The sequence below is a fragment of the Tumebacillus flagellatus genome, assembly GCF_000714935.1.
Lineage (GTDB): Bacteria > Bacillota > Bacilli > Tumebacillales > Tumebacillaceae > Tumebacillus > Tumebacillus flagellatus.
In genome coordinates this window covers 57,340-81,063 of sequence record NZ_JMIR01000004.1, presented here as the reverse complement: position 1 = coordinate 81,063, position 23,724 = coordinate 57,340, and the positions used below count along the sequence as shown (strand labels likewise).

23 protein-coding genes and 1 pseudogene are annotated in these 23,724 nt (G+C 55.7%); 6 read left to right on the top strand and 18 right to left on the bottom strand.

Annotated features, from left to right (window positions below; genetic code table 11):
* Position 1: 1 nt before the first annotated feature.
* Complete coding sequence (locus EL26_RS04440; protein ID WP_038084984.1) at positions 2-319, bottom strand: hypothetical protein; 318 nt, start codon at positions 317-319, stop codon at positions 2-4.
* A gap of 81 nt (positions 320-400) precedes the next feature.
* Between EL26_RS04440 and EL26_RS04435 the strand changes: the two genes are divergently transcribed.
* Positions 401-652: a YuzB family protein gene (locus EL26_RS04435; protein WP_038084983.1), complete on the top strand. Its 252-nt coding sequence runs from the start codon at positions 401-403 to the stop codon at positions 650-652.
* A 75-nt stretch (positions 653-727) separates the two neighbouring features.
* Here the strand turns inward: EL26_RS04435 and EL26_RS04430 are convergent, their stop codons facing one another.
* The 3 genes from EL26_RS04430 to EL26_RS25870 all read right to left on the bottom strand — a co-directional run bounded on the left by EL26_RS04430 (position 728) and on the right by EL26_RS25870 (position 2,866).
* Positions 728-1,549 (bottom strand): DUF2797 domain-containing protein, encoded by an 822-nt coding sequence (locus tag EL26_RS04430; protein WP_038084982.1) that lies wholly within the window; start codon positions 1,547-1,549, stop codon positions 728-730.
* A 53-nt stretch (positions 1,550-1,602) separates the two neighbouring features.
* Positions 1,603-2,556 (bottom strand): GNAT family N-acetyltransferase, encoded by a 954-nt coding sequence (locus tag EL26_RS04425; RefSeq protein WP_038084981.1) that lies wholly within the window; start codon positions 2,554-2,556, stop codon positions 1,603-1,605.
* A gap of 187 nt (positions 2,557-2,743) precedes the next feature.
* Entirely contained in the window at positions 2,744-2,866 is a 123-nt protein-coding gene (locus EL26_RS25870) for an FDLD family class I lanthipeptide (protein WP_193789820.1), read from the bottom strand.
* 262 nt (positions 2,867-3,128) lie between these two features.
* Between EL26_RS25870 and EL26_RS04420 the strand changes: the two genes are divergently transcribed.
* Positions 3,129-4,064, top strand: a complete 936-nt coding sequence (locus EL26_RS04420; RefSeq protein ID WP_038084980.1) for a DNA-3-methyladenine glycosylase 2 — start codon at positions 3,129-3,131, stop codon at positions 4,062-4,064.
* A 90-nt stretch (positions 4,065-4,154) separates the two neighbouring features.
* Positions 4,155-5,372 carry an S-layer homology domain-containing protein gene (locus tag EL26_RS23440; RefSeq protein WP_052035985.1) on the top strand — a complete coding sequence of 406 codons (1,218 nt, stop codon included), beginning with the start codon at positions 4,155-4,157 and terminating at the stop codon, positions 5,370-5,372.
* 105 nt (positions 5,373-5,477) lie between these two features.
* Here EL26_RS23440 and EL26_RS04410 read toward each other — a convergent pair whose 3' ends face one another.
* The 3 genes from EL26_RS04410 to EL26_RS04400 all read right to left on the bottom strand — a co-directional run bounded on the left by EL26_RS04410 (position 5,478) and on the right by EL26_RS04400 (position 8,512).
* Complete coding sequence (locus EL26_RS04410) at positions 5,478-6,770, bottom strand: helix-turn-helix domain-containing protein (protein ID WP_238546051.1); 1,293 nt, start codon at positions 6,768-6,770, stop codon at positions 5,478-5,480.
* A 195-nt stretch (positions 6,771-6,965) separates the two neighbouring features.
* Positions 6,966-7,181: a hypothetical protein gene (locus tag EL26_RS04405; protein ID WP_038084978.1), complete on the bottom strand. Its 216-nt coding sequence runs from the start codon at positions 7,179-7,181 to the stop codon at positions 6,966-6,968.
* Positions 7,178-8,512 carry a helix-turn-helix domain-containing protein gene (locus tag EL26_RS04400; protein ID WP_038084976.1) on the bottom strand — a complete coding sequence of 445 codons (1,335 nt, stop codon included), beginning with the start codon at positions 8,510-8,512 and terminating at the stop codon, positions 7,178-7,180. The genes EL26_RS04405 and EL26_RS04400 overlap by 4 nt, the downstream gene beginning before the upstream one ends.
* 168 nt (positions 8,513-8,680) lie before the next feature.
* Here EL26_RS04400 and EL26_RS26640 point away from each other — a divergent pair, with 168 nt between their 5' ends.
* Positions 8,681-9,067, top strand: coding sequence for a cupin domain-containing protein (locus EL26_RS26640; protein ID WP_420802053.1), 387 nt, complete (start codon positions 8,681-8,683; stop codon positions 9,065-9,067).
* On the opposite strand, the gene EL26_RS04395 is transcribed toward EL26_RS26640, so the two are convergent.
* The 10 genes and pseudogenes from EL26_RS04395 to EL26_RS04350 form a co-directional block, all read right to left on the bottom strand.
* On the bottom strand, positions 9,041-9,454 hold the full coding sequence (locus tag EL26_RS04395; protein ID WP_161780654.1) for a hypothetical protein: 414 nt from the start codon (positions 9,452-9,454) through the stop codon (positions 9,041-9,043). The genes EL26_RS26640 and EL26_RS04395 overlap by 27 nt on opposite strands.
* 25 nt (positions 9,455-9,479) lie before the next feature.
* Positions 9,480-11,054, bottom strand: coding sequence for a DUF2357 domain-containing protein (locus EL26_RS04390; RefSeq protein WP_038084972.1), 1,575 nt, complete (start codon positions 11,052-11,054; stop codon positions 9,480-9,482).
* 626 nt (positions 11,055-11,680) lie between these two features.
* Positions 11,681-13,205: pseudogene (locus tag EL26_RS25735) on the bottom strand (McrB family protein); the annotation flags it as partial.
* Between the two features lie 125 nt (positions 13,206-13,330).
* Positions 13,331-14,953 (bottom strand): phosphodiester glycosidase family protein, encoded by a 1,623-nt coding sequence (locus EL26_RS23435; RefSeq protein WP_052035984.1) that lies wholly within the window; start codon positions 14,951-14,953, stop codon positions 13,331-13,333.
* Between the two features lie 118 nt (positions 14,954-15,071).
* Positions 15,072-16,757 (bottom strand): glycerol-3-phosphate dehydrogenase/oxidase, encoded by a 1,686-nt coding sequence (locus EL26_RS04375; RefSeq protein ID WP_038084967.1) that lies wholly within the window; start codon positions 16,755-16,757, stop codon positions 15,072-15,074.
* 99 nt (positions 16,758-16,856) lie between these two features.
* Positions 16,857-17,216 carry a hypothetical protein gene (locus EL26_RS04370; RefSeq protein WP_038084965.1) on the bottom strand — a complete coding sequence of 120 codons (360 nt, stop codon included), beginning with the start codon at positions 17,214-17,216 and terminating at the stop codon, positions 16,857-16,859.
* The gene (locus EL26_RS04365; protein WP_152559172.1) at positions 17,213-17,497 is read right to left on the bottom strand and encodes a hypothetical protein; all 285 of its coding nucleotides are present in this window, start codon (positions 17,495-17,497) and stop codon (positions 17,213-17,215) included. The genes EL26_RS04370 and EL26_RS04365 overlap by 4 nt, the downstream gene beginning before the upstream one ends.
* 18 nt (positions 17,498-17,515) lie before the next feature.
* The gene (locus EL26_RS04360; RefSeq protein WP_052035983.1) at positions 17,516-18,928 is read right to left on the bottom strand and encodes a leucyl aminopeptidase family protein; all 1,413 of its coding nucleotides are present in this window, start codon (positions 18,926-18,928) and stop codon (positions 17,516-17,518) included.
* 117 nt (positions 18,929-19,045) lie between these two features.
* On the bottom strand, positions 19,046-20,563 hold the full coding sequence (gene glpK / locus EL26_RS04355) for a glycerol kinase GlpK (RefSeq protein ID WP_038084961.1): 1,518 nt from the start codon (positions 20,561-20,563) through the stop codon (positions 19,046-19,048).
* A 98-nt stretch (positions 20,564-20,661) separates the two neighbouring features.
* Positions 20,662-21,150 carry a methyl-accepting chemotaxis protein gene (locus EL26_RS04350; protein ID WP_052035982.1) on the bottom strand — a complete coding sequence of 163 codons (489 nt, stop codon included), beginning with the start codon at positions 21,148-21,150 and terminating at the stop codon, positions 20,662-20,664.
* A 198-nt stretch (positions 21,151-21,348) separates the two neighbouring features.
* Here EL26_RS04350 and EL26_RS25795 point away from each other — a divergent pair, with 198 nt between their 5' ends.
* Complete coding sequence (locus tag EL26_RS25795) at positions 21,349-21,513, top strand: hypothetical protein (protein ID WP_162835157.1); 165 nt, start codon at positions 21,349-21,351, stop codon at positions 21,511-21,513.
* 90 nt (positions 21,514-21,603) lie between these two features.
* On the opposite strand, the gene EL26_RS04345 is transcribed toward EL26_RS25795, so the two are convergent.
* The gene (locus tag EL26_RS04345) at positions 21,604-22,248 is read right to left on the bottom strand and encodes an SIR2 family NAD-dependent protein deacylase (RefSeq protein WP_052035981.1); all 645 of its coding nucleotides are present in this window, start codon (positions 22,246-22,248) and stop codon (positions 21,604-21,606) included.
* 93 nt (positions 22,249-22,341) lie between these two features.
* On the opposite strand from EL26_RS04345, the gene EL26_RS04340 reads away from it, so the two are divergent.
* Positions 22,342-23,259: a YIEGIA domain-containing protein gene (locus tag EL26_RS04340; RefSeq protein WP_038084959.1), complete on the top strand. Its 918-nt coding sequence runs from the start codon at positions 22,342-22,344 to the stop codon at positions 23,257-23,259.
* Positions 23,260-23,724: the final 465 nt, after the last annotated feature.

Sequence of the window (23,724 nt, the reverse complement as noted above, 5' to 3'; positions counted from 1 at the left end):
ATTAGAGGATGATGTGCGGCGTGTGACCCGCGCCGGGCAAATCCATAAATGCAGTCATGATCATGACCGACAGACGCAGCGCGTCTTCACGGCTGGCGAGTTTGAATTTCTCTTGCACCTCTTCTGCCGTCACACCCTGTTGGAACAACGCGGTGCCTTCATACGGCGTGGACAAAACGACGACTTTCGAGCCCATCGCCATGCCGAGCAGATATTGCGGCGGCAACGGCATGACCGCAAACTCGACCGTTCCTTTTTCATCTTGGAACGAAAAATGACTCAATTCCACGTAACCCAATGATTTTTTCTCATGGCTCATCTTCAACAACTCCCTTGATTGCTTGTTCTTCTTCTTGGTACACTAAGGGACAAATCATCCCGAATGGAAGGAGGCAACGAAATGGGCATTGTGATCGTCGAAGTTTGCGACGTCAACCCGGCCTCCGCCCTCGACCTCGAACAGTTGGAAGAGGACAATCCCGGCGTCAGCGCCATCCGCACTCCGTGCCTGAGCAACTGCACGATGTGCGCCTCTACCCCGTATGCGTATGTAAACGGCGAGCTCATCGCCCATGAGGATCGCGAAACCCTCTGGACGATGATCAAAGCCGCTGTCGAGCAGGAATTGCAAGCTTGGAACTCGGAACTCTAAGCGAACCTCTGCGATCGACTCCCTAAGACAAAGCCCGGCTGCGAGAAGCGGCACGGGCTTTTTTGGTGCGCGGTTTTACGCGGTTTGTTCAACCGGCGCCTGCGTGGTGACTTCGATCTTGTAGCCGGTGTGTTTTTTGATGTTCAACACGCCGCAGTCGAAGATCAAATACTGACCCTTGATCCCGATCAGTTTGCCCTCGATGACGGGTTCCTTATCAAACGACATCGACTTGATTTTCTCCAAGTTTTCCAAGATCGGGTACGTGAACTCAAACAGCTGATCCACGTCGAACAGGTATTGTTGGAATTCTTCCGGCACGATCGCTTTGATCTGTTCGCGGACTTCGAAGAGATCGACTTCCTCGTAGACGCCCTTGAGCATTTTGCGCCAGTCGGTTTTGTCGGCGATGTGTTCGGCGATCGCCATCTCCAACTCGCCCGCCAGTTTGCGGGTCGGCAGCTCGGCAATCGGAATCGCGCGCACCGCTCCTTGGTCGACCCAGCGGGTCAGTTCGCGGTTTTTGCGGGTGAGGCCGACTTTGACGTTCGAGGAGAGCGCGAGGTAGACGTAGTGCGGAATCATGCAGTGCGACTTCGCAAACTCTTCGTCGCGGCAGGTGCCTTTGTCAAAGTGACACTCGTGCGGCTTCATGATGCACAGGTCGCACTCGGCTAGCGTCGTCACGCACGGGTAGCAGTAGCCGCCGCCGTAGAGTTTGCCTTTGACTTTGCGCCCGCAGGCGCAGCACGCTTTCTCCTCCAAAAACGAGAGGCGCAGCGTCGTGCCGATCAACTCGTTGAGCCCGACGCTCTCGTCGCCCACCGATAAGAAATATTGTACGGTCGTTTCCGGCCGGTGTTTCAATTCACTCAAGAAACCTTGATAGACAGTCATCCTCAACACCCTTTCTCGCAACCCTTTTCTGCTAGACTGATTGTACCAAAAAGTCAGGGGGAGGTGTACTGTCGCTTCATGTTATATACAGTAAACTTCTCAATAGGCTGGAAGCCGGCTCGCTGGTAGATGCGCTCCGCCGGCGTGTTGCCTTCTGTCACCGTCAGCGAGACCAGCGCGCGCGGCCCCTTGGCTTTGCGGACGCGGCGCAACCCTTCGCGCAAGATGTCGAAGCCGTAGCCGAGCCCGCGCGCGTTCGGCAAAACCGCCATATACAGCAGCACGGTCGTCCGCCCGTAGCGCCCGCCCTCAAAGTGCTGGAACAGCGCAAACCCGACGTCTTGGCCGTCGCGGTCGGTCGCGAGCACCCACAAGTTCGGGTCGAACACGCCGAAGCGTTCGCGAAACATCGCAAAACTCTGCTCGGGATGCGCCGCGTCCCATTCCATCATCGGGTCGAGCGTGCCGGAGAACGACGTGCGAAACGCTGCAAAGAAGCGGTCGTGCGTTTTTTTCGAGTACGGGTGGAACGCAAGGTCGCGGGTCTCCGGCTTCACATCGGCGGTCAACCGCAAACTCATGTCCAAGCGGTCGATCAACTTCCGAAACCCGTGTTGCAAAAAAAGATGACCCAGCGTCCGCCCCTGCTGATCCGGGTAGTCCACGTAGACCGCTTTGCCGTTCTCGTTCTCGATCAACTCCCAGAACGATTGCAAAAAAGCCCCGGTAACTTCCGCTTCATCAAACGCCGGATCGACGTCCGGACGCGTCAAGTGCACGTCTCCTTCGAATTCGCCGTAGCGCATCACGCCGACCATGCGCGCGCCGACGTGCGCGATCAACGCGTCCGATTCGATCAGCTCCACGATGTCGTGATCGTGAAACCGCTTCAGGTCCGCTTCGACCTGCTTGTCCAATTCAGGGCCGTGAAACCCGCGCGCCGCCAACACCGTGCGCGTGATGCCGAATAGATCGCCGGGGCGCACCGGCCGTATCTGTATGTCCATGCTGCAACCTCCATTTGACTTCCTCATCCCTCTATCATACATGATAACAGCCGGTTCTTCCCTCCTGATTTGTGCCGAGTTCTCGTGTGCATCACCCAAAAGAAAAACCATCACCCCTTCTGAATCGAATGGGTGATGGTTCGTTGTGCAGATGTACACTGCAAGGCAGTCGAATTCAGCTTCAGGCTTACGCGCAGTCGTAATGGGTCGGGCAAGACATCGTTTCCAAAATGGTCCAAGAGATCGCAGCCTGGTCGCTGGAGACCTTACTCGACGTCACTTGAACGTCGAGCTGGAACATGTTTTCCATTAGATTCATCCTCCTTCATATTGAATTTAGCAGGATGTAGGTCTAAGGAGCGGTGTGAGCCTCACAGGTAAAATATATCATATTAAATTTAAATGATCAACGTAATTTTTATATTATCGCGTTTTATTAAATTGAATAAAAAGTGATGCTCGAACGGGGATTGCCCGCTGCCGATTCTGTCTGTTCCTTCCGTAACTTCCATTTGACTTCCACAGCCCTCTGTCATACATTAAAGTCGCCGAAAGGAAAGGAGCTGCCTCACATGCCTCTTTTTACATACACGATGACTCCTCAAGCCCCCTATCGATTTGACTACTTCCGTGAGAGAATCGCCACGTCGAGCAACTCGTATCTCTACGACATCGGCGAGCACCATCTCGGACGGGCGCACGACATCGGCGGACGCACCGTGCTCGTGCGCGTGAACTGCCCGGAACCCGCTTCCGACGCGCCGGACATTCAACTGACGGTGGAGCGCGCTCCAGACGAAGCGACAGCGCTCGAAGCGGTGAAGATCTGGCGGCACATGCTGTCCGTCGACCGCCCGCTGCAACCTTTTTATCAAAAAGTACGCACAGACCCCGTGCTTGCCGCCGTCACCGAACGACTGTCCGGTTTGAACTTGCTGCTGGAAAGCGGCCCGTTTGAATCGATGATCCTCTCGATCATCGGCCAGCAAGTCAACTTGACGTTCGCCGAGAACTTGAAGCGGGCGTTGGTGGAACTTTGCGGCGATCAGGTGGAGTTGGGCGGGCGTCCGTTCTACGCGTTCCCCACCGCCGAGCAGATCGCCCGCTTGAACTACGAAGACTTGCGCCCGCTGAAATATTCGCAGCGCAAAGCGGAGTACATCATCGACTTCTCGCGCGGCGTGGCGGGCGGTGAGATCGACTTGCAGGCGCTTGAGACGATGAGCAACGAAGAAGCGATCCAATCTTTGGTCAAACTGCGCGGCATCGGGCGCTGGACGGCAGAGTGCGTCCTCTTGTTCGGCCTCGGCCGACCGGACTTGCTCCCCGCCGCCGACATCGGACTTCGCAACGCCATCCAGCATTTCTACCAACTGGATCACCAGCCGACCGAAGCGGAAGTCCGCGAGATGGCGGGAAATTGGGCGGGTTATGAATCCTATGTCACCTACTACCTGTGGACGGCGCTCGGATTGGCGCGCGCCGAGTCGAAAACCCAAAAACTTTGAACCCTACCCCCACAGAAACTAGCGCTCCTCCCGTACCTGTATGACAAGTGAAAATTGGCAAATAGATACATTCAAAGGAGATGGTTGGGTATGAAAAAACGACTTTCCGCATGGCTCGCTTTGACTTTGCTCTCCTCGCTTGGCGCTTCCTCGGCGTTCGCGACGATGCCGGCGAAAAACGATCAGCCGGACTTCCTGAGCAAAGGTCATTTCCAATACGCGATGAAATTCCAAGACGTCACCAACGACGACTGGGCGATCCGCTTCATCACCGAGATGAACGCCAAGGGCGTCATCAACGGCTACGGCGACGGCCGCTTCCTGCCGAGCCACAACGTCACGCACGAAGAAGCGATCGTCATGACCGTCCGCGCGATGGGCCTTGGCGACCAAGCAGAAGCGCTCGCGATAGACCTCCCCCTCGACTTGACCGATTCGGCGCAAGTGTCCGACTGGGCGAAACCCTACATCTCCCTCGCGCTGCAACACGGCTTCCTCGATGCCAAGACCGCGCTGAATCCGCAAGGTTTTGCAGACCGCGAGTGGACCACCGAACTGGTCGTCCGTGCGATGGGGCTGGGCGTTGAAGCGCAAGCGCATCTGCACGACACCTTGAGCTTCACCGACGCTTCCACGATCGACGCCGACGCTGTCGGCTATGTCTCCGTCGCGTCCGAGAACAAAATCATCACCGGCTACAACGACCGCACCTTCCAACCGAACAAACCGGTGGCGCGCAACGAACTGGCGGTGATTCTCTGCAACGCGGAGCATCTGTTTGATTACGATACACAGCGTCAACAACAAACCCAAGGCCAACTGCAAGGTTCGTTGAAAACCGTCTCCACCGGCAGCCTCACGCTGACCACGCGCACGCACGGCGATGTCACGTACAAAGTCGCGGCGCAATCCTACTTCTTCCTCGACAACAAACTCGCGGCGTGGAGCGACTTCCAACCGGGCATGAACGTCCGCGTGCTGCTCAACGCAAGCGGCGAAATCGTGTTTGCACAAGCGAAGAAACAAACACCGACCTTGGAGGAGATCGAGAACTTCTCCAAGGGCCGAGTCGCCGCGTTCACCGCTCCGACCTCCTCGGCTGACGGTTCGATCACGATCACCAAGAACAGCGGCCGCTCCGACCAATCCCTCACCTTAAGCATAGCGAAGGACGCTGTCGTGCCGACCCTGAAAACCAACCAATACGTCCGTCTCATCATCCTCGACAACACCGTCATCCAGATCGACGTCCTGCAAGCCACCGACGGCGACGACCACTTCTCTCCGGAGAAACCGATTGTCGAGTAGTCCGTTGAACCGCAGTTTGAGAAAAAAATCCCCTTCCCGCCTCTCCTGTGCGGTGATGGGGATTTTTTTCGGGCAAACGGGTTTTGCGAGACGGATTCCTGGAGGCTAGAGGCACACGCCCCGCTCGAAGAGGACGCCGCGGTTTTGTTGGCGGGCTTGGAGCAACAGGCGGGACGCTTTGCGGTAGTTTTCTTCCTCGGCGTAGACGCCCGCGAGATCGGAAACGGCTTCTTCCCACTCGAACAGGCGGCGGTGGTCGTAGAAGTGATCCGCCACCTCTTGGAGCAGGCGCTTGCCCTGACGGAAACGGCGGTTTTTTCCGTCGAGGCGGCCTTGCAGGGCTTGGAGTTGGCGGCGGGCCGGATGAGCCGCGGGAATCCAGCGCTCCGCTTGCGCACGGGCCGCTTCCGCCGCCGGCACGTCGTCCGCCTGCAAGTGCAGCCTCGCCAGTTGCAGCGCCGCCAGCCCGGCTTCTTCGAGATTGCCCAATTTGTGCAACCGCCGCACCGTCTCTTGCAACAGGTTGCGGGCTTCCTCCGACGACGAGCGGTTGCGGGCGAACCACAGGGCTCGTCCCATGCGGCACCGCTCTCCCTCCACGCGTTGGCGGACGACGTCCGACAAGTGGCGGGCGCGTTCTGCAAACAAGATGGCTTGGCGGTGCTGGGCGTGTTCCGAAGCGGACTTCGCGAGTTGGAGGCAGGTGTGCGCCTGATCGGAAATCTTGCGGGCATGTTTAAAGTACGCTGTCGAACGGGCGCTGAGTGCCAACGCTTCCTCCGTGCGGCCCAGTTTTGCTTGCGCCTCTGCCAGTTGGAACAGCAGGCGGGCGTGGACGTGCGGGTCCGGTTTCTCAACATGAGCGAGCGTATCGAGCGCGCGTTGGATTTCAAGAGCGGCTTTGCGAAAGTCGCGGGCTTGTGCGTGCAGAGTGCCTCGATGTTGATGCATCCGCGCAAGCATTGCGTACTCGTCGTTCTGTTTGGCTTCTCGCTCCAGCATCTCGATCAGCCGGACTGCGAGGTCGCGCTTGCCGAGCTCCAGGTAGCAGACGAGGAGGTCGAGGAGCAACGGGACGGCGTCTTGTTGGCTTTTTTGCGAGTTGAGCAAGAGTTGGATCAACTCGGCGGCTTGCGTGTAGTTGCGGCCGGCGACCGCCATCTTGGCGGCGCGGCACGCCGTCGTGTACTCTTGGTTCGGCTTGGAGTCCTCGACGAAGTATTCCATCGAAACCTGCAAGCGGTCTGCGATCTCCGACAGCATCTGATACGACGGCCTCGCTTTGCCTGACTCGATCTGCGAAATCATGCTCGACGTGCACAGCCCCTCTGATAACTCCACTTGCGTCATGTTTCGCGCGATGCGCAACTCCTTGATGCGTTCACCGATGATGGCCATTTCCAATAGGTACGCCTCCTTTTCTATATGAACCAAACCTCATTTGCAAACGAAAAGTGTTTACAATTGTGATTTTATAGGAAAGAGCGTTTCTAAAGTATAGCCGTGGAAAATTTAGAATTTTGAACCCCCATTGGAAAGAATCCGGACAGAAAAAACCTCCCACGACAGCCGTGAGAGGTTTTTTCATACGTATTAGCCTTGCAGTTTGACAGAGAACGGGTCAGCCGGGTCGATGACCGCGACTTGCACCTTGCCAAACGGATCGGCCGGGTCGATGACGGCCGCGCGCACCTTGCCGAACGGGTCGGCGGGGTCGATGACGGCCGCGCGCACGGTGTGTGCGTTGACGGCGACCAGTGCAGCTGCCAGAACAGCAGCGGAGAGCAAACCAGCAACAAACTTTTTCAATGTACGTTCCTCCCTTCTTGCAAACAAACTACCTCTTGTGAACGCTGGAGGGATTCGTTGGCTTTCATCAACATGTTGAAAGCTTTGTTGAGATTTCCTTGCGCGCGGTACGCCAAGACACAAATTTGCAAGGTGTCTGCCGAATCCCTTTGCAATCCCATGCGTTCATACTGTTCAGAGGCTTGCAGAGAATACTCGATGGCTTGCGCATAGTCTTTGGTTTGGTACGAGTACTTTGCAAACACCTGAAACGCGTATACATACCGAGGGTCTGCTTGCATCGAAGTTTCTTCAATGCGGTCAAAAGCCAAAATCAAGTAGTGATTTGCCTCTTTCAACCGATTCAGGTCGATATATAAGGAAGCGATTTTTGCACAGGAGTGAACGACTCGTGCATGATCACCCGCCTGCTCGAATTCCTTCAGACACTCCTGCAGTTCCCGCACAGCCCGCTCCGGGTCTGTCTCCGCGAGAAAAAAGGACGCGTACTGTTGCCGCACTCGATACGCCATCTCGACGACACGCTGCGACCGATAGAGATGCAAGGACTGTTGCAGAAATGCTTCCGCCTGCCCGTACTCTCCCATTTGTTTGTGCAAAAGCCCCATTTGAAACAGAGCGGCTGCCAGACGATGCGGGTCGGACATTTCATCAAAGTACTCATGAGCTTCCGAAATATAAGCCATCGCATCGGAGTAAAAACCCAGCCACATGCAAGCGGTTCCCAAGTTGAATTTGAATTCTGCCTGTCGCATCTCGGTTCCCGGAACCTGCCCGCAGGCTTCCAACGCCTGCATATAATGCGTGTGCGCATAGATCATGTTCGAAGCGTAGTAGTAGGCGTTGCCCAGTTTGTTGTAAAACTCCGCCATGAACAGGTCGTCCATATCCCGCACGGCTTCCAACCTGTGTTTCAACCGGACGAGCATTTCGATCGCCGTCTTGGCTTGCCGCGTGCGCATGAGGCACTCCGCACGCAAGAGCGTCAGTTGGATTTGTTGGCTCTCCGTGACGTCTGCGCGAGCGTCCAGTTCACAGACCAACTGCAGCGCCAGATCGTACTCCCCTTGCTCCACGTAAATTTTCGCAATCTCCGTCTGCAATTTGACATCCAGTTCGCTCTCACGATTGCGTACAATCTCGTGCAAAGGCATGAGCAGTTTCTCCGCTAGTTTGCGCAGAATGTCAGCGGAAGGCGTGTGCTTGTCCGTCTCCAACAAGCTGACCGTCTGATGCGAACAAATCCCCTCCGCCAACTCTGCTTGCGACATTCCCCGCTCGGCCCGCCGCCGCTTCACGCGCTGCCCGATTGTTAACAACGGTTCCGACAATGTTTTACACCTCCTTCATAAGTAAGCACAAATGTATCGTAACAGAAAATTCTCCTATTGTATATATCAATTCTCCATCAGGAGAACAAAAAATTGAAAAAACCGCTTCTGCTTCGTCCGCACTTCCACTATTCTATAAGCATCTGGGTAGCGAGGGTGATTTTTCCAATGCAAGGTTTGATCCAGATCGACACGACAAAGAAAGCATGGCGTGAAGTGTCCAAAGGAGTGGAGCTGTTGGTGTTGCGGGTACAGCCCGGCGAGGTCCGCGCCGTGTTGCGCTTTGCACCCGGTTGCGGCTATGCTCCGCACCGGCACCCGGAAGGCGAAGAAGTGAATGTGTTGGAAGGCATTTTGAGGACGAAGGCGTCGAGTACGGGCCGGGCTCGTGCATCTACTCCCCGCCGGGCTCTTCACACGCGCCGACCAGCAAAACCGGCTGCACCTTCCTCTCGATGTCTCCGGTGGTGCCGGAGAACTTGTAGAAGAACAAAAAACTCCCAGCCGCAACGGGCTTGGGAGTTTTTTCTAGATTCCGAGTTTTTGCAGGGTTGAAGCCATCTCTTTCGGGGCTTCAACCAATACCGTTCCGTCCTTTTGAACCCAAAGCCGAACGAATTCAAGTCGGTCAAGTGATTTGTCGATCTTGGCAACCTGATGTCTGATACGTGGAATATCAGGATTCCCCATAAACAACAGTGTGCCGCTTTGTGCCTGACTATGTTGCATCAGGTCACCCACTTGTTCCACTACGTGCATATAGAGTTGAGAACTGTCAAAGACCTTATCATCCTGATGAGTTGCAGATCGAGTCCCTCTTGATTCCACAGCAATATGATAATTGTGTTTACTTCCTTTCACATCCACGACTCCCGACACGGATGCTACTTTAACATCTTGAAACCCTTTCTCTCTTAAGAATTTCGCAATATGCTCATTCACCTAGTCTTTATTCATCATGAACGGGTCAGGATTGACCATATTGCTTACATATACGGGCATCAAGTACCTCTCCTTTTATTATCCTTTCCAAAACGCCTCGCAGCCTTGAGCTCAGTTCTCCGATCCGCAACCCGATCACCCCTACCCCACCGCCAAGTCCTGACTCATAAAATCTGCCCCACGTGTAACGCCGTGCTGGATAGAGCGCGATGGACGAGTTAGAGTTTTGAATCGCGTCTTTGTAGACGTGCATGCGTTCAAGATCGCCGCGCAGCACTAAATCTCTCTGTGCATATCCGTCTTTGAACTTGGCGTCAAAGTGATGCCATTTACCTCCCCACAGAAGACTGATATCCGGGCGAACCTGCAACGTATAGGAGGAACCCTTTTTGCGAGAAAACGACTTGTTAAAGTAAACGATTAGTTCTTTCTCACCGATCTGATAGGAGACTTCCACACCATTCCCCAAGTGCGCACCCTCATCTTCGCTGTTGGTAAGCTTGACTTTCGGACGACGAACTCCGCTCACTGCTTCGATCGTTTGTAAAACCTGAAAGAAACACCAATACTCAAAAATCTTTGCAACGTCTCTCGTTTCCACCAAAACCTGCATTTCCTCAGGTTCAAACGGATAGCGAATCCCCTGCAACCATTCTTGGTAAAAAGCAAACCATTGCCGATACCCTACCTTGCGTTGCAACACGGTGCTGTTCCCGCAATCGCCTTGGTATCTGCCCACTTCCGCCAGCCATGGTACAGACAGCATTCCTTGAAGCGTGCACTTCATCTGATGATTCTGTTTCATCAACTCGTCGATGCGGTATACGTTTTTCTTGTCCTTCAGGAGAAAGCGCTCTTTCCATTCCACGAGTTGAAGCATCTCGTCCAACATGTATTTCAAAAATCGATTTTCCCGCGTATCAAACATGATACGCTTCTTCGTCTCTTCCATCTTGTTTGGAAAAAAGGATTGGCCCCTCTCGTTGCTCATCAGACGAGCGATGGCCGTTTGACGCAACGGGTGACCTTGTCCCAACACAGTAACATCGGATGATTCAATCGCTCGATACCAAGAACGTTCATCGAACGCTCCCACTTCCCATGAATCACTTTGCAAGCGCTCTACACCGATGATCGTGTGCGGCTCTCTGGCGATCAATTCCCAAGCTGACGTGAGCTCCTTGCGGTGCAGAAGCTGATCCCGCAAGAACACCCATTGCTGGTACTTCCAAATCTCCCGTTCCCTCACGGAACGTTGAGCCGCCTGTTTGACAGGAGATCGATAAGAAAAAAGCAAAGCCGCCGCTTGCTCGCTGACCTCCAGCCACATTTGGTTCACTTGCTCCTTCGTCCACTTGCGCGAGACCACTTCAAACGTCTTGCCAAGGAACGAAACGTGTCCCACCAAGTTTCGAAAGACCAATTTGTAGTTTCTGTAAAAAGGAGTGAGCACACTACTATAATTCTTTTCTAAATGCTCTCGTGCTTTCTTCGTCAAATCCTCTGACTTAAACACCACTTCATATTCGACATTCTCTTGAAGTTCGTTACCCTTATGTTCCTTCCCGCTTGGAAGATGAAGTGTAAAATCAATCTCCACATTTGCCACCTCACCTTACTGTATGAAACTGCAATAACCGGCCCGCTCCAACTGTCGGTACATCGAGTGGAGTTTCTCAGCCGATTTCGGGAAACGGAACCCCGTCAAGAAGTCCCCCTTGAAATCGGCGTGAATGGCATTTTCGGTTGCGCGAGCTTTTTCCTTCTTCTTTTTGTTTTCCCCCTGTGCTTCTTCCTCGTCTTCTTCTACTTCCTCATGCTTCGAATCGAACAGACAGAAGTTAAACAAACTGCTCAACACTTGCTCCATTTGCGCTCGGTTCCCATGAAATTTCGGAAAGACTTTTTGCAACATCATGAGATCAAACGCCGACTCTGGCTTCATCTCCAGTTCCAGCAGATTGTCAATGAACGTCATTCCTTCATCAAAAACCCGATACCCAAACGAATACCCCTCAGCCAACAATTTCTCCTTGAGGGAATCCACCAGTTCAAACACACTCTGCAAACGGATCGGATCGTCGGAACGCAAGAACTCTTTGGCATAGAGTTTTTTATGGAAATTGCCATTGGCTGTGAAGTCTGCCACCAACTCATCATAGTTCCAACTCGGGTTGTAGCCTTGATTCGAACTGCCCATGACGTTCTTGCGGTAAGCTTCAAAATCAACGTCATTGAATTCAATCACATGGGCTCGGTCCAACACTTTCGGACTGAACATATACGTGGTTTCGTCCACATTGACTGTCCCGATGAAATAGAGGTTTTGGGGAATCTCAATTGACGGGGGAATTTGATAGACCGTACCATCATCATCGACAAACGAGAGCCCCTGTGCCGTATCTGCATCTGCTTGGTGCAACTGGATCGCTTCCTGTACCAACTTCCCATCCTTCATCCGACGGCTTTCCAAACAAGAAAGAAAATCGGAGAAGTAATACTCGACTTTCGCCAAATTCATTTCATCCAACACAACAAAAAAAGGATGCTCCGGCGCACTCTGCGCTCGCAACAAAACTTTGAGCATTTCAGTAACTTGATACTTCTCAGTCATCGGATTGTATCCTCCGAGCAACCCGCGGTGATCCAACCAGTCCGGACGCACAGAGAGGAATGCTGTCTGAGGCGGCATAGATGTCTTTAACTCTGCTACATCCCCAAACTCCCAGAGTTTCCCGTCGTTTGAAACTCGAAACCTCAAAATTTTTCCAACATCGAAATGATCATGCAACCATGCCGTTAGCCCCTTTCGAAATCCAAATCTCACACCGTTTCCTTGTTCTTTGATGAACTGATGCTCAATGAATTCCCCGAAAAAGGCAGTCACGGTTTCTCCCCTAGCAAAATCCCGGTCAACCTGCTTAACAACTTCTTCTGATAAAATCATTCTACTGTGGTCGAACATGTATGGCTGTAATACGACTTCGAAGCTTTTACTATTTTTTTCAGATAGCCTCGAAGTTTGGCTCCTCGGCTGTGACATGAACTCCGCAAACAATTGCGCAATCTTGGTTTTCCCTGTGCCTGAAATCCCGGATAAAATCAGAAACGGTTTGCTTCTTAGAGACGTCACAAACCGCTCAATGATGCTCTTCTCAAAATAATAATGGCGGCTTTGCGCGAATTCGAGGAATTCGTCGCAAAAATCAACCCATTGCTCATGGGTACTGCTACTAGAGTTTTGTTCGCCTACACTATTTGTCAAACCTAGAGTCGACCACATCGATTCTGCATTCGGTATTTTTTTCAAAACCCCTTGTTGAATCGCCGCTACCCGATCTTCTGATACTTCAGACAACGTCTTGTTCGGAAACAATTTCTTCGACAACGTAACCTCTTGCTGAAGCGCCCAATCGACTTTGCGAACATTCGGATAGTCCGGGTTCAAATCAGGTCGGTATTCATAGTCTCCCGTGACTTTCCCGATCCCGACGATCGCCCTCCCGCCCTTATTGGCAATAATAACATCGCCCTCCTGAATTAGGTTCGTGAAGGCCCAGAGGGTAAAACTGTTGTTGATCGGATTATAATCCACGTCATACACGTCCTGATACTTTTCTACAAGATCCTCACGTGTCTTGTATTGACGAAGATCGCCCATTTCGTCCCAACCAATAAAGATAATCCCTTTCTCTTTCGCTTCCTTCCAATTCGCAGCATACCGCCCTGGGGCAATCTTCCACACTTTCATTATTGACCCTCCTCGAAAACTCTTACAAACTATTACTTAGTATAGTATATTTTTACAAAAAATAGCGAAAAAACTCCCAGCCGCAACGGGCTTGGGAGTTTTTTTCGCCTCTTTAATTCCTTCCGTTACTTCCCTAACTTCCACCACAGCGTATCCAACACGTCCGCCACTTCGGCGCGGTTCGCTTGTTCCAGCGGTTTGAACGCTTTCTCGCCGAACGAATCAACGATCAGCCCTTGTTGGATCGCGACGTGCACTTGCTTGTCCGCCCAGTCGCTCGGCGGATCGGACAGCCAGCGGTCTGCTTTCGTGGCGGGCACGCCGTACTTGGCGCCCACGCGCGAGAGGATCACGACGACTTCCTGTTGCGTCAGCGGGTCGCCGGAGCCGAAGTCGGTGGAGCTGTAGCCGCTCATGAACCCGGCTTCGCTTACCGCTTGCACATACGGCTCCATCCACGAACCTTGCGCATCTGTGAAATTGGTTTTAGCCGCTCTCGGTTTCAAATCCAACGCCTTCGACAGCAATGTCGCAAACTCCCCGCGGGTGATCGTGTCCTCCGGGTGGAACACTTGCTGCCCGTTGATCACTTCGCCGTTAATCACACCCTTGGCGTGCAAGTTCGTGATCGAGTTGTTCGCCCAGTACGAATTCGCCACATCGACAAATCCACTCGTGGTGTACACCGGCCCGTTGCGAAGCGAGACGACCAGCGCGTTCGGCACGTTGCGTCCAGGCGTGGTCAAGTAGCTTCCGTTCGCGTACAGCCCTGCCGTCGCCCCGGAATCCATGCCGACCGCATGCACCAACCCCAGCTCTTTCACAACATCTGCAAGCTCATAGACCGACACGTTCGGCACCGTCCCGAGCACGAGGCGGTTGTCCGCATTGACCCCTACAAACGTCCGCGTGGAACGAACATTGCCCGTCTGTTTCGGGTCGGTGAATTTCTCGGCGATCGGGTCGACCACGACCGCGCCGTTAAAGACCAACATCGGCCCGCCGCCCATCATATTGAAGACATGCTCCCAATGAACGGGGTTGCCTGCCGCATCTGCGTACGTGATTTTGTACGACGCGCGCTCGCCGACTTTGAACACGTCTGCAGACGAAGCCACGCCCGGCCCGAAGTGGACGATGTAGCCGTCGCTCGGAATGTTCGCGTCGCCGTCGACCACCGCCGTGACGATGTTGTTTTCCACAACCGCCGTGCGGCCGCCGCTCAGCGCCCGCTTCGTCACTTCCGGCGTCAAGATCGTGATCGCGTTCGGATCGTCATAGTAATGGTTGATCCCCCAAGCCGACCAGTTGTTCGGCCACACCCAGGAATCCTTGGTGCTGCCTTGGATCGTCGGGTAGATGCGTCCGAAGTACGTGCGGTTCAACTCGTCAATCCCGAACACCGCGCCAAACGACCCGTTGTGCTCAAACTTGCCGTCCGTCCGCACGACCGTCAACGGCTGGTTGTCGCTGTAGGCGTTGAAATACCCGCCGTTCAACGCCGCCAACGCGCCGTGGCTCGCAGCGAGCGACGCCAAACTCTCTGTCGCGCCGACGCGGTTTTGCGCGGAGACCGCTTTGACTTCGATGTTGCTGTCGTTCAAGTTGGCGTAGACCAATTGCACCGTGCGGCCCATGACCGTCTTGGAAGTCGACGCCACCCCTGCATACCCAAACGCGGCCGTCGGCGCAAACAGCATCGTCAACGCCAACGTGGTGCCGAGGAGTTTTTTCGTGACTTTTTTCATTCCAGCTTTCACCTCAGTTCCAAGATTCTACATTTCCCGACACTTTCCTGCCTAGAAAAAAAGCCCTCCTCCGCCACTTTGACGGACGAGAGCCATTTGTTTTCTCCCATACAAAACCTCACACGCTCACCCCTGTGGCGCTCCCCAAACAGCCTCGTGCCTCTTCGACCGCTTCTTGCCAGAGCTCCCACTGCCGCGACCGCTCATCCTCATCCCAGCCGCAGAGGTCGGCGAACGCATGCAGCAACGCGGGTGCCGCTTCCAGCGCTTCTTCGGCGGCGAACAGCAGGTCGCCCGTGCGGCGAAGCAGGAAATCGGTCAGCGAGAGCGTCATCTCGTGCTCGATCGAATACCGCAACTCCGCACGCAAGATCGGCAACCTCCCGCCGACCCGGTCGGCCAGCGCGTTATCCTCTTCGAGATAGCGCAAGATCGTGCGGACGTTGGAGCCGTAGCGCACCAGCAGAGAATCCAGCACGTCCGCTCCCAACAGGTACTCCTCTTGGCCCACGATCTGCATCGCGTCATAGAACGGCTCAAATCCCTGCCCGCCGGTTGCGCCGCCGGAGAGCGGGGTGATGTCGGTGGAACACGGTTTAAACCGCCGTCCCTCCGCTTGCTCCAAGTCCTGCGTCACGCGGTCGACGATCTTCTGCGCCATCTTGCGAAAGCCGGTCAACTTGCCGCCCGCAATCGAGTACAGCCCCGACGCGTTGCGGAAAATTTCTTCCTTGCGCGACAACTCCGAAGGCGATTTGCCCTCTTCGTGCAGCAGCGGACGGAGGCCGGCCCACGAACTTTTCACCTGTTGGCGCGTCAAGTTCGCGTGCGGGAAGTTCCCGTTGACGGCACGCAAGAGGTACTCCATGTCCTCTTCCGTGCAAACCGGCTTCGCGATGTCGCCCGTGTAGTTCGTATCGGTCGTCCCGATGTACACCCGCGTCCCTCTCGGCACCAAAAAAATCATCCGTCCGTCATCCGTTCCTGTATACACCGCATGGCGCAACGGCAAATCGGTCTGGTCGACGGTGAGATGCACCCCTTTGGTCAAATGCAGCCGCTTGCCCGTCAACGCGCCGTCAAATCGGCGCACTTCATCGACCCACGGGCCCGCCGCGTTGACGACCGCTTTGGCGGGAATGTCGAGCGTGCGCTGCGCCAACTCATCGCGCATCCGCACGCCGCACACCTGTCCGTCCTGATAGAGCAATTCCGTCACTTTCGCGTAGCTGGCAAGCAGGGCTCCGGATGCGTTCGCCGTCTTCAACACTTCCATCGTCAAGCGGCTGTCATCCGTCCGGTATTCCACATAGAGACCGCCGCCGCGCAACCCGTTCGTGTTCAGCCCCGGCTCCAACATCAGCGTCTGCTCCTTGGAGAGCATCTTGCGGCGTTCCGAACGCTTGACGCCCGCGAGACGGTCGTACAGCCAGAGGCCGACCGAAGCGGCGATGCGCGAATATTCTCCGCCTCGGTAGATCGGGAGAAGCAGCTTCATCGGGTGGACGGTGTGCGGCGCGAGACGGTGCAAGATGGCGCGTTCACGCCCGACTTCGCGCACCAGCGCGAGTTCGCCTTGGGCGAGATAACGCAACCCGCCGTGTATCAACTTGGTGGAACGCGACGAAGTGCCGCACGCCCAATCCCGCTGCTCCAAAACCCCGACTCGAAGCCCGCGTTGCGCCGCATCCCAGGCGATGCCGGCCCCGGTGATCCCGCCGCCGATCACCAACAGATCCACGCCGTTTGCCGCCATCTCCTGCAGGTCCTGCTCTCTCGTCTGTTTGGAAAAGCCAACTTTCATGAGCTAGCGACCCCTTTCGCACGATTTTGGGTGAAGAAAGATATGCAAAAAAGAACCCCTTCAGTACACATGCAAAGTACTTGAAGAGGTTCTTGGTTGTCAACGCATGTCGTACCCGCTCTGCCCGAACGGTTTCGGTGCCACCTGAATGCCTTCAAACACCAGCATCCATCCGTTCTCGGCGCGGTACATTCGAATGTCGGCCTTCTCATCCATCATCAACAGATGAAACAGGCTCATGTCCGAGCGCATGTACGGACTTAAATGCTCGTCATGCAAACGGAGGTTGATCACGCGGTGCTTGTCTTGGTTCTGCACTTGAATCCCGTCCGCAATCGGGAAGTCCGCCACGACGGTTCCCGGCAAAAACGGTTGCTTGGTGTGCGTCTTGAGGTATTCATAGAGCGAGCGCGTCGCTTTCGCTTTGCGGCTCTGCTCCAAGATGTACGCGTAGTTCATCGATCGTCCTCCTCTTGGTTCTCCCATTGGCGCAACTTCTCCCGGTAGCGGATCTGGCGCTTCATGTGCTCTTCCTGCGACCAGAGGCTGCGGTCGACATTCCCCCATGAGAGGATGAACGGGAGGACGAGCACGAGCCCGCCCACCCCGACTCCAAGTCCCGAGAGCAACGCTTTCCACCAGATCACGCCGCTCCCGTAGAGGATGAGAAACGTCAGCGGGCAGAACACGACACAAGTCCGCCACCAAAATCGAAAGTACGGTGAAAGTCGTTTGGACATGTGCGCGTGGCTCCCGGTTTAGCGGAGAACCCAGTCCGCGAGCAGGCGTGCGCCGAAACCGGTCGCGCCTTCGTTGCTGTAGGAATGCGTTCTCGCACCGTCCATCGGGCCGGCCATGTCGATGTGCGCCCACTTCTGGTTCTCGCCGACGAAACGGCGCAGGAACAGAGCGGCGGTCAACGCGCCCGGGCCTTCGGTGATGTTGCGGATGTCGCCGATCGGGGAGTACAGCAGTTCTTCGTAGTCATCCCACAGCGGCAGTTCCCAAACGTTCTCGCCCGTGACTTTTGCAGATGCTTTGATCCCGGAAACGACCGACTCTTCGCCGAACAGACCTGCGAGCTTGCTGCCAAGCGCCGCAGCGCATGCACCGGTCAGCGTCGCGATGTCGACAACGCGCTCTGCGCCGAGTTCTTGCGAGTAGATCAGCGCGTCCGCCAGTACGAGACGGCCTTCTGCGTCGGTGTTGCCGACATGCACGGAAACGCCGTTCGGGTATTCAATCACGTCGCCCGGCAGGAACGCCGCAGCGTCCGGCATGCTTTCCGCGGTCGCGACGAGCATGACGACGTTGACCGGAGCTTGCAGGCGGGTCAAGATGTACATCGCGCCGATGACAGCAGCGGAACCGCCCATGTCCATGCGCATGTTGGAGAGGTCTCGCACGCCGACTTTCAGCGAGATGCCGCCGGTGTCAAAGGTCAGACCTTTGCCGACCAGTGCGGTCAGCGGCTTGGAAGCGTCGCCGGTGTAGGTGACTTTGATCATCGCCGGCGGGTTGACGGAGCCCTTGCCGACGTTGATCAGGCCGACGAATTTTTTGTCTTCCAGCGCGTCGCCTTTGAACACTTCCACGGAGGTGTTCGCGGAGTCCTTGAACAGGTCTTGCACGAAGTCCACGAGGCCGAACGGCTTCAATTTGTTGGACGGTTCGTTCTTGAGGTTGCGGGCGATGACCGTGCCTTCCGCGTAGATCTGACCGGTCTTGATCGCTTCTTCATAACCGCTCAGAGCGCCGTCAGCGCCTGCCAGGGTGACGGTTTCCACGGTGAGCGGTTCTTTCGCGCTCTTGTATTTGTCAAAACGGTATTCGCCGATGATGTACGCTTCAACCGAAGTATGTACGAGTTGTTCGGTGGTGAAGCCCTCGACGGTCGGAACGATCACGGTCACTTCGGTCGCGCCTTCCTTGACGGCTGCGCGCGCGCCGAATGCCACGGCGTCACGGAGTTTGTTCAGATGGAATTTCTTCTGCTCGCCGAGACCTGCCACGACGAAACGGGTGCCGTCTTGGTCAAACCAAACCACATGGTCTTTCTTCTTGCCATGATAATCGGTCAGGTTCAGACCGAATTGCTCGCCGGTTTGTCCGACGAACAACGGCAGAATGGTGATACGACCCGGTGCAAATGCGCCCAACTGGAATTTCATGCTGTCTCCTCCTTATGTATCCTGAACAAAAGATCTGCTCAGCCTCTGGTATTTTTTGATTGCTTACGTAGCCATTATAACGCTTCGCCGCACGAAAAACCAATCTGTTTTTCTAGATCAGCTTTCCTGAAGCCAACCCCGCGAGAGGTGAGCGGCTCGTTTCCATCCTTGATAGAGTTCCTCGCGCTGCGACTCCTCCATCTGCGGCGCAAACACGGTGGCGGCCGTGCCGATCAACTTCGTCAAGTGCTCCAAATTCGGCCAAAAGCCCACCGACAACCCCGCCAAGAACGCAGCCCCCCTCGCGGTGCTCTCAAACTGCTCGGGGCGCACGACCGGAATCCCCAACACCCCCGCTTGAAACTCCAGCAGAAATTTGTTTTGCACCGCACCGCCGTCGACGAGCAATCGCTGCAACGCCATGCCGGAGTCGATCTCCATCGCGTCAAGCACGTCGCGCGTCTGGTAGGCGATCGCCTCCAGGCTCGCCCGCGCGATGTGCGCCCGATTTGCGCCGCGCGTCAACCCCCAGATCGTGCCCCGCGCATACGGGTCCCAATACGGAGCTCCCAGTCCCGTAAACGCCGGAACGAGATAGACTCCGTTTGCATCCGGCACCGAATACGCCAGCGTCTCGGTCTCGGCGGCGTCTTGAATCAAACCCAACTCGTCGCGCAACCATTGCACGCCCGCCCCCGCGATAAAAACGGAACCTTCCAACGCATACGTCACTTCATCGCCGATCTGCCAGCCCACCGTCGTCAACAGACCGTGCGTGGAGGCAATCGGTCTGTCCCCCGTGTTCATCAAGAGGAAACAGCCGGTGCCGTATGTGTTTTTCGCCATGCCCGGCTGGAAACAGCCTTGGCCGAACAGCGCGGCTTGCTGGTCGCCCGCAATCCCGGCGAGCGGCACTCTTGCGCCAAACACCGCCGCGTCCGTCTCGCCGTACAGGGCACTGGACGGACGCACGTCAGGCAACATCGCGCGCGGAATGCCGAACAGCTCCAGCAATTCGTCATCCCAATCCAACGTGTGGATGTTGAAGAGCATCGTGCGCGAGGCGTTCGTGACATCCGTTACGTGTAAGCGCTTACCGGAAAGTTGAAACAGCAACCAGGAATCGACGGTGCCAAACAGCAACTCGCCCTGCGCCGCCCGTTCACGCAACTCCGGGCTCCGGTTGAGCATCCACTCCGCTTTGGTGGCGGAAAAGTACGCATCGACGACGAGTCCGGTCTTGTCGCGGATCTTCTCCGCCCAGCCGTCTTGCACCAATTCGTCGCAACGCGCCGCCGTGCGGCGGCATTGCCAAACGATGGCGGGCGCAATCGGCTTGCCGGTATCGCGCTCCCAAATCACCGTGGTCTCGCGCTGGTTCGTGATGCCGATGGCCTCGATTTGATCCGGGCGGACGCCGGCGCTTTGCAGACATTGCCGCATCGCCTCCCGCTGCGTCTCCCAAATTTCCATCGCGTCGTGCTCCACATACCCAGGCTTTGGGTAGCGCTGTTCAAACGGCAATTGCGCGAGGCCGACCGCTTGGGCGGCCTCGTCAAACAGGATGGCCCGCGAAGACGTCGTGCCTTGGTCGAGCGCTAAGATGTAGCGTTTCCCGGAAACGTTCTCGGACACGCCCTTCCCCTCCCTCTGAAAAAAACTGCCGCAGACCGCTTCGGCTGCGACAGTCGTACCGTATGAGAATAAACGTGACGGATCAGTGCGTCGCGTGCTTATTCCTCGGAAGAAGCATCGTCAGCCAAGTTCTCCACGATGGTGTGGAAGGAAGCTTTGGCTTGACGCATCGCCGCAACAGACGATTCCACCGATTTGGTTTCTTCGTCCACCGATTGGAACAAGTCGCTGGTCAGACCTTGGACAGCCTGAATGACATTCTTAATAGAAGTGGTCGCTTCGGCCGATTGCTCGGACAATTTTCGAACCTCGCTGGCGACGACAGAGAAGCCGCGACCGTGTTCGCCGGCGCGCGCTGCTTCGATCCCTGCGTTGAGCGCGAGCATCTTGGTCATCGTCGCGATGCGGTTGATCGAGACGGTGATCGCGTCGATCTCCTTGATCTTCTCGTTGAGGAATTCTGCCAACTCCTTGGTACGCATCGAGGATTCTTCCGTGCGTTGGATCTCCGCGACCGCAGAGTCGATCGCTTTGATGCCGCTGTGCAGGTCGGTCACCAGTTCTTTGTGGCTTGCCGCAATTGTCATGATTCTCCCTCGTTCCCTCGGATTATTCGTGGTTGTTTATACAATTCGACAAGACCTCGCAAACTCCTACTTTCCCGCCAAAAAAAGATCACACTCCAAAAATATGGCGACTCTGTGAAAGAAGTTGCATAGCGCTGAAAAATAGTGGTATTATGACAAATGACAGAGTTTGACTTCAGACCGCGAGGGGGGATTCCCGTGTATCGTTATTATATGGGCATTGCAATCATGGCACTTATCTTCGCTTCTTTTGGCATCCTGCTCTCGGAGCACGCCGCTGCTTATGCGACCATCTTGCTCGGTTTTGCCGGCGCATTCATGGCTATCGCGTTCATCACCTCGGGTCCGGAATCCCGCTGGTAGATGGTTTACCTCACACATAACGCTGTACAGAAAAGTCCCTGTTTCCGCCTAACGCGCGGCACAGGGACTTTTTTGTTGGAGGCTTTTTGGTTACCCAAACAGCAGCGGCAGCACGTCTTCCGCCCCGCGGTTGCAGCGAATCACCGGCACGCCCCGTTGTTCGGCGATCTCCGGCAGCCGCCGCACCGGGTCCATCTCCAAATTCGTCCCGACGACGAGCAGCAGGTCGCACGACCCGACCCAGTCGACGGCGACGGCGATGTGGCGGACTTCTTCGCCGACCAGCACGATGTTGGGCTTGAGCAGATGGTTGCACGTCGGGCAATGCGGCAGAGGATTCTTCTCCGCCACGTGCGCCGGGTAGAGCTCCTCGCAGTGCAGGCAGATCAACTCGCGCAGATTGCCGTGAATCTCCAACACGTCGCGCGAACCCGCCTCTTGGTGCAGACCGTCAAAGTTCTGCGTGATAATCCGCACACGTCCGTGCGCAAGCGCCAGATGCGCCGGATTGGGCCGCGCGTCCCGCCAGTCCAGCATCATCTCGCGGTAGCATTGATAGAACCGCGCCGGGTCGTCCTCAAACATCTCCCACGTAAAAACGTCCTTCAGCGCCACACCGCGCCATTCGCGGTTGATCGTCGGCAGCCCGCTCGCCACGCTGATGCCCGCTCCGGTGACGGCGACGGGCGTTTGGGATTCTTCGACCCAAGCTTTCCATTGCGCCAATTCCTCCATGCGCGGCACCCCCTCCTTTTTTCTACAGTATGGCAAGAAGCCCAACCATCACATACTACAAGCAACCATTTCTGCAACAGGAGGAGGCGCCCTATGGCGGAAGGATTGCTGTCCCCGGAATACTGGACGATCATCGGAACCGGATTTGTGGTCGGCACGGTGACGCGGATGCTCACGATCAAGGAAGACACGCGCCAGTATCCGTCGTATCCGAACGGTAAATTTATCAACATGATCACCGGCGGCGTGGCGGCGACGATCGGAGCGGTGTTTCCTATCGCATTGCTCACCAAAAATTTCGTCGGAGCTTCGTTTTTGATGCTCGCCGTCCAGCAGTTTCGCGATGTGCGCAAAACCGAGCGCGAGTCGCTCCAAGACTTGGACAAAACCGAATTCATCCCCCGCGGGGCCGCTTACATCGACGGCATTTCCAAAACGTTTGAATCCCGCAACTATCTCTCGTTGGTCGCATCGTTGCTCGCGGTCCTCACGATGCTCTTGATCCCCGGCCGTCGCTATGCGCTGGAGATCCCCATCGCGGCGGTGCTCGCGTTTCTGGTCGTGTGGCTGTTGCGGCGATTTACCAAAGGCAAGAACATCGGCGATTTCGCAGATGTGAAACTGGGGAAGATCTCGTTTCAAGGCTCCACCCTCTGCGTGGACGACGTGCAGGTGGCGGACGTGGACAAGCAGGAAGGGATCGACCTGCTCCAACAGGAAGGTCTGGCGGTGATGGTCACGCCGAAAACGCCCGGTGCCGCCATCGCCCTCGCGCACTACGGACAGCGGCAGACGGTCGTGCACGAAGCGGCGCGCACGTTCGGGTTGAAGCGCTATCTCTACATGCGCCGCGACGTTCACCAAAATCGTTTCTGCTTCGCGTTCGTCCCGATCCGCCGCGATGAAGGCGCGTTGCTCGAACTGGTCGCCGAAGTCCCGCTGCTCGAATCCACGCGCAAAAGCGAGCGCCTCAGCAACCCGAACCTCTTGCCGAAGGAAGAAGAATTATAATGAAAGCCTTTTCATCATAAATCATGATGAAATCATAAGCTAAAATTCCTTGACGCCCTTAAAAACGTCATGCTAAGATACAGATAATTTCAACGACATGTTCACACGACAAACGCGATGAAGGAACCGTCCCTGATCGCGGCGTTGCAGAGAGCCGGTGGTGGCTGCGAACCGGTACGCCGTTTTAGAGGACTCAGCAGTCCTGAGCGTCTCCTTGAACGTCCTGTTCAGTTTTTCGCTGAGCCGTTCGCTAGAGGCAGTCGGTTGACCTCGTTATCGGTCCTTGAGGCAACTCTCCGTTCTTCTGGAACGAGCGTTGCGAAGTAGGGTGGCACCACGAAGGAGCTTTGAATCCTCTCGTCCCTTTCCGTTCAGAATCGAATTCTGCGCGGAAAGGGACGAGAGGATTTTTTGTTGCACCAATGTCCGAATCTTCACCAAATCCAATTCCCCAAAGGAGTGTTA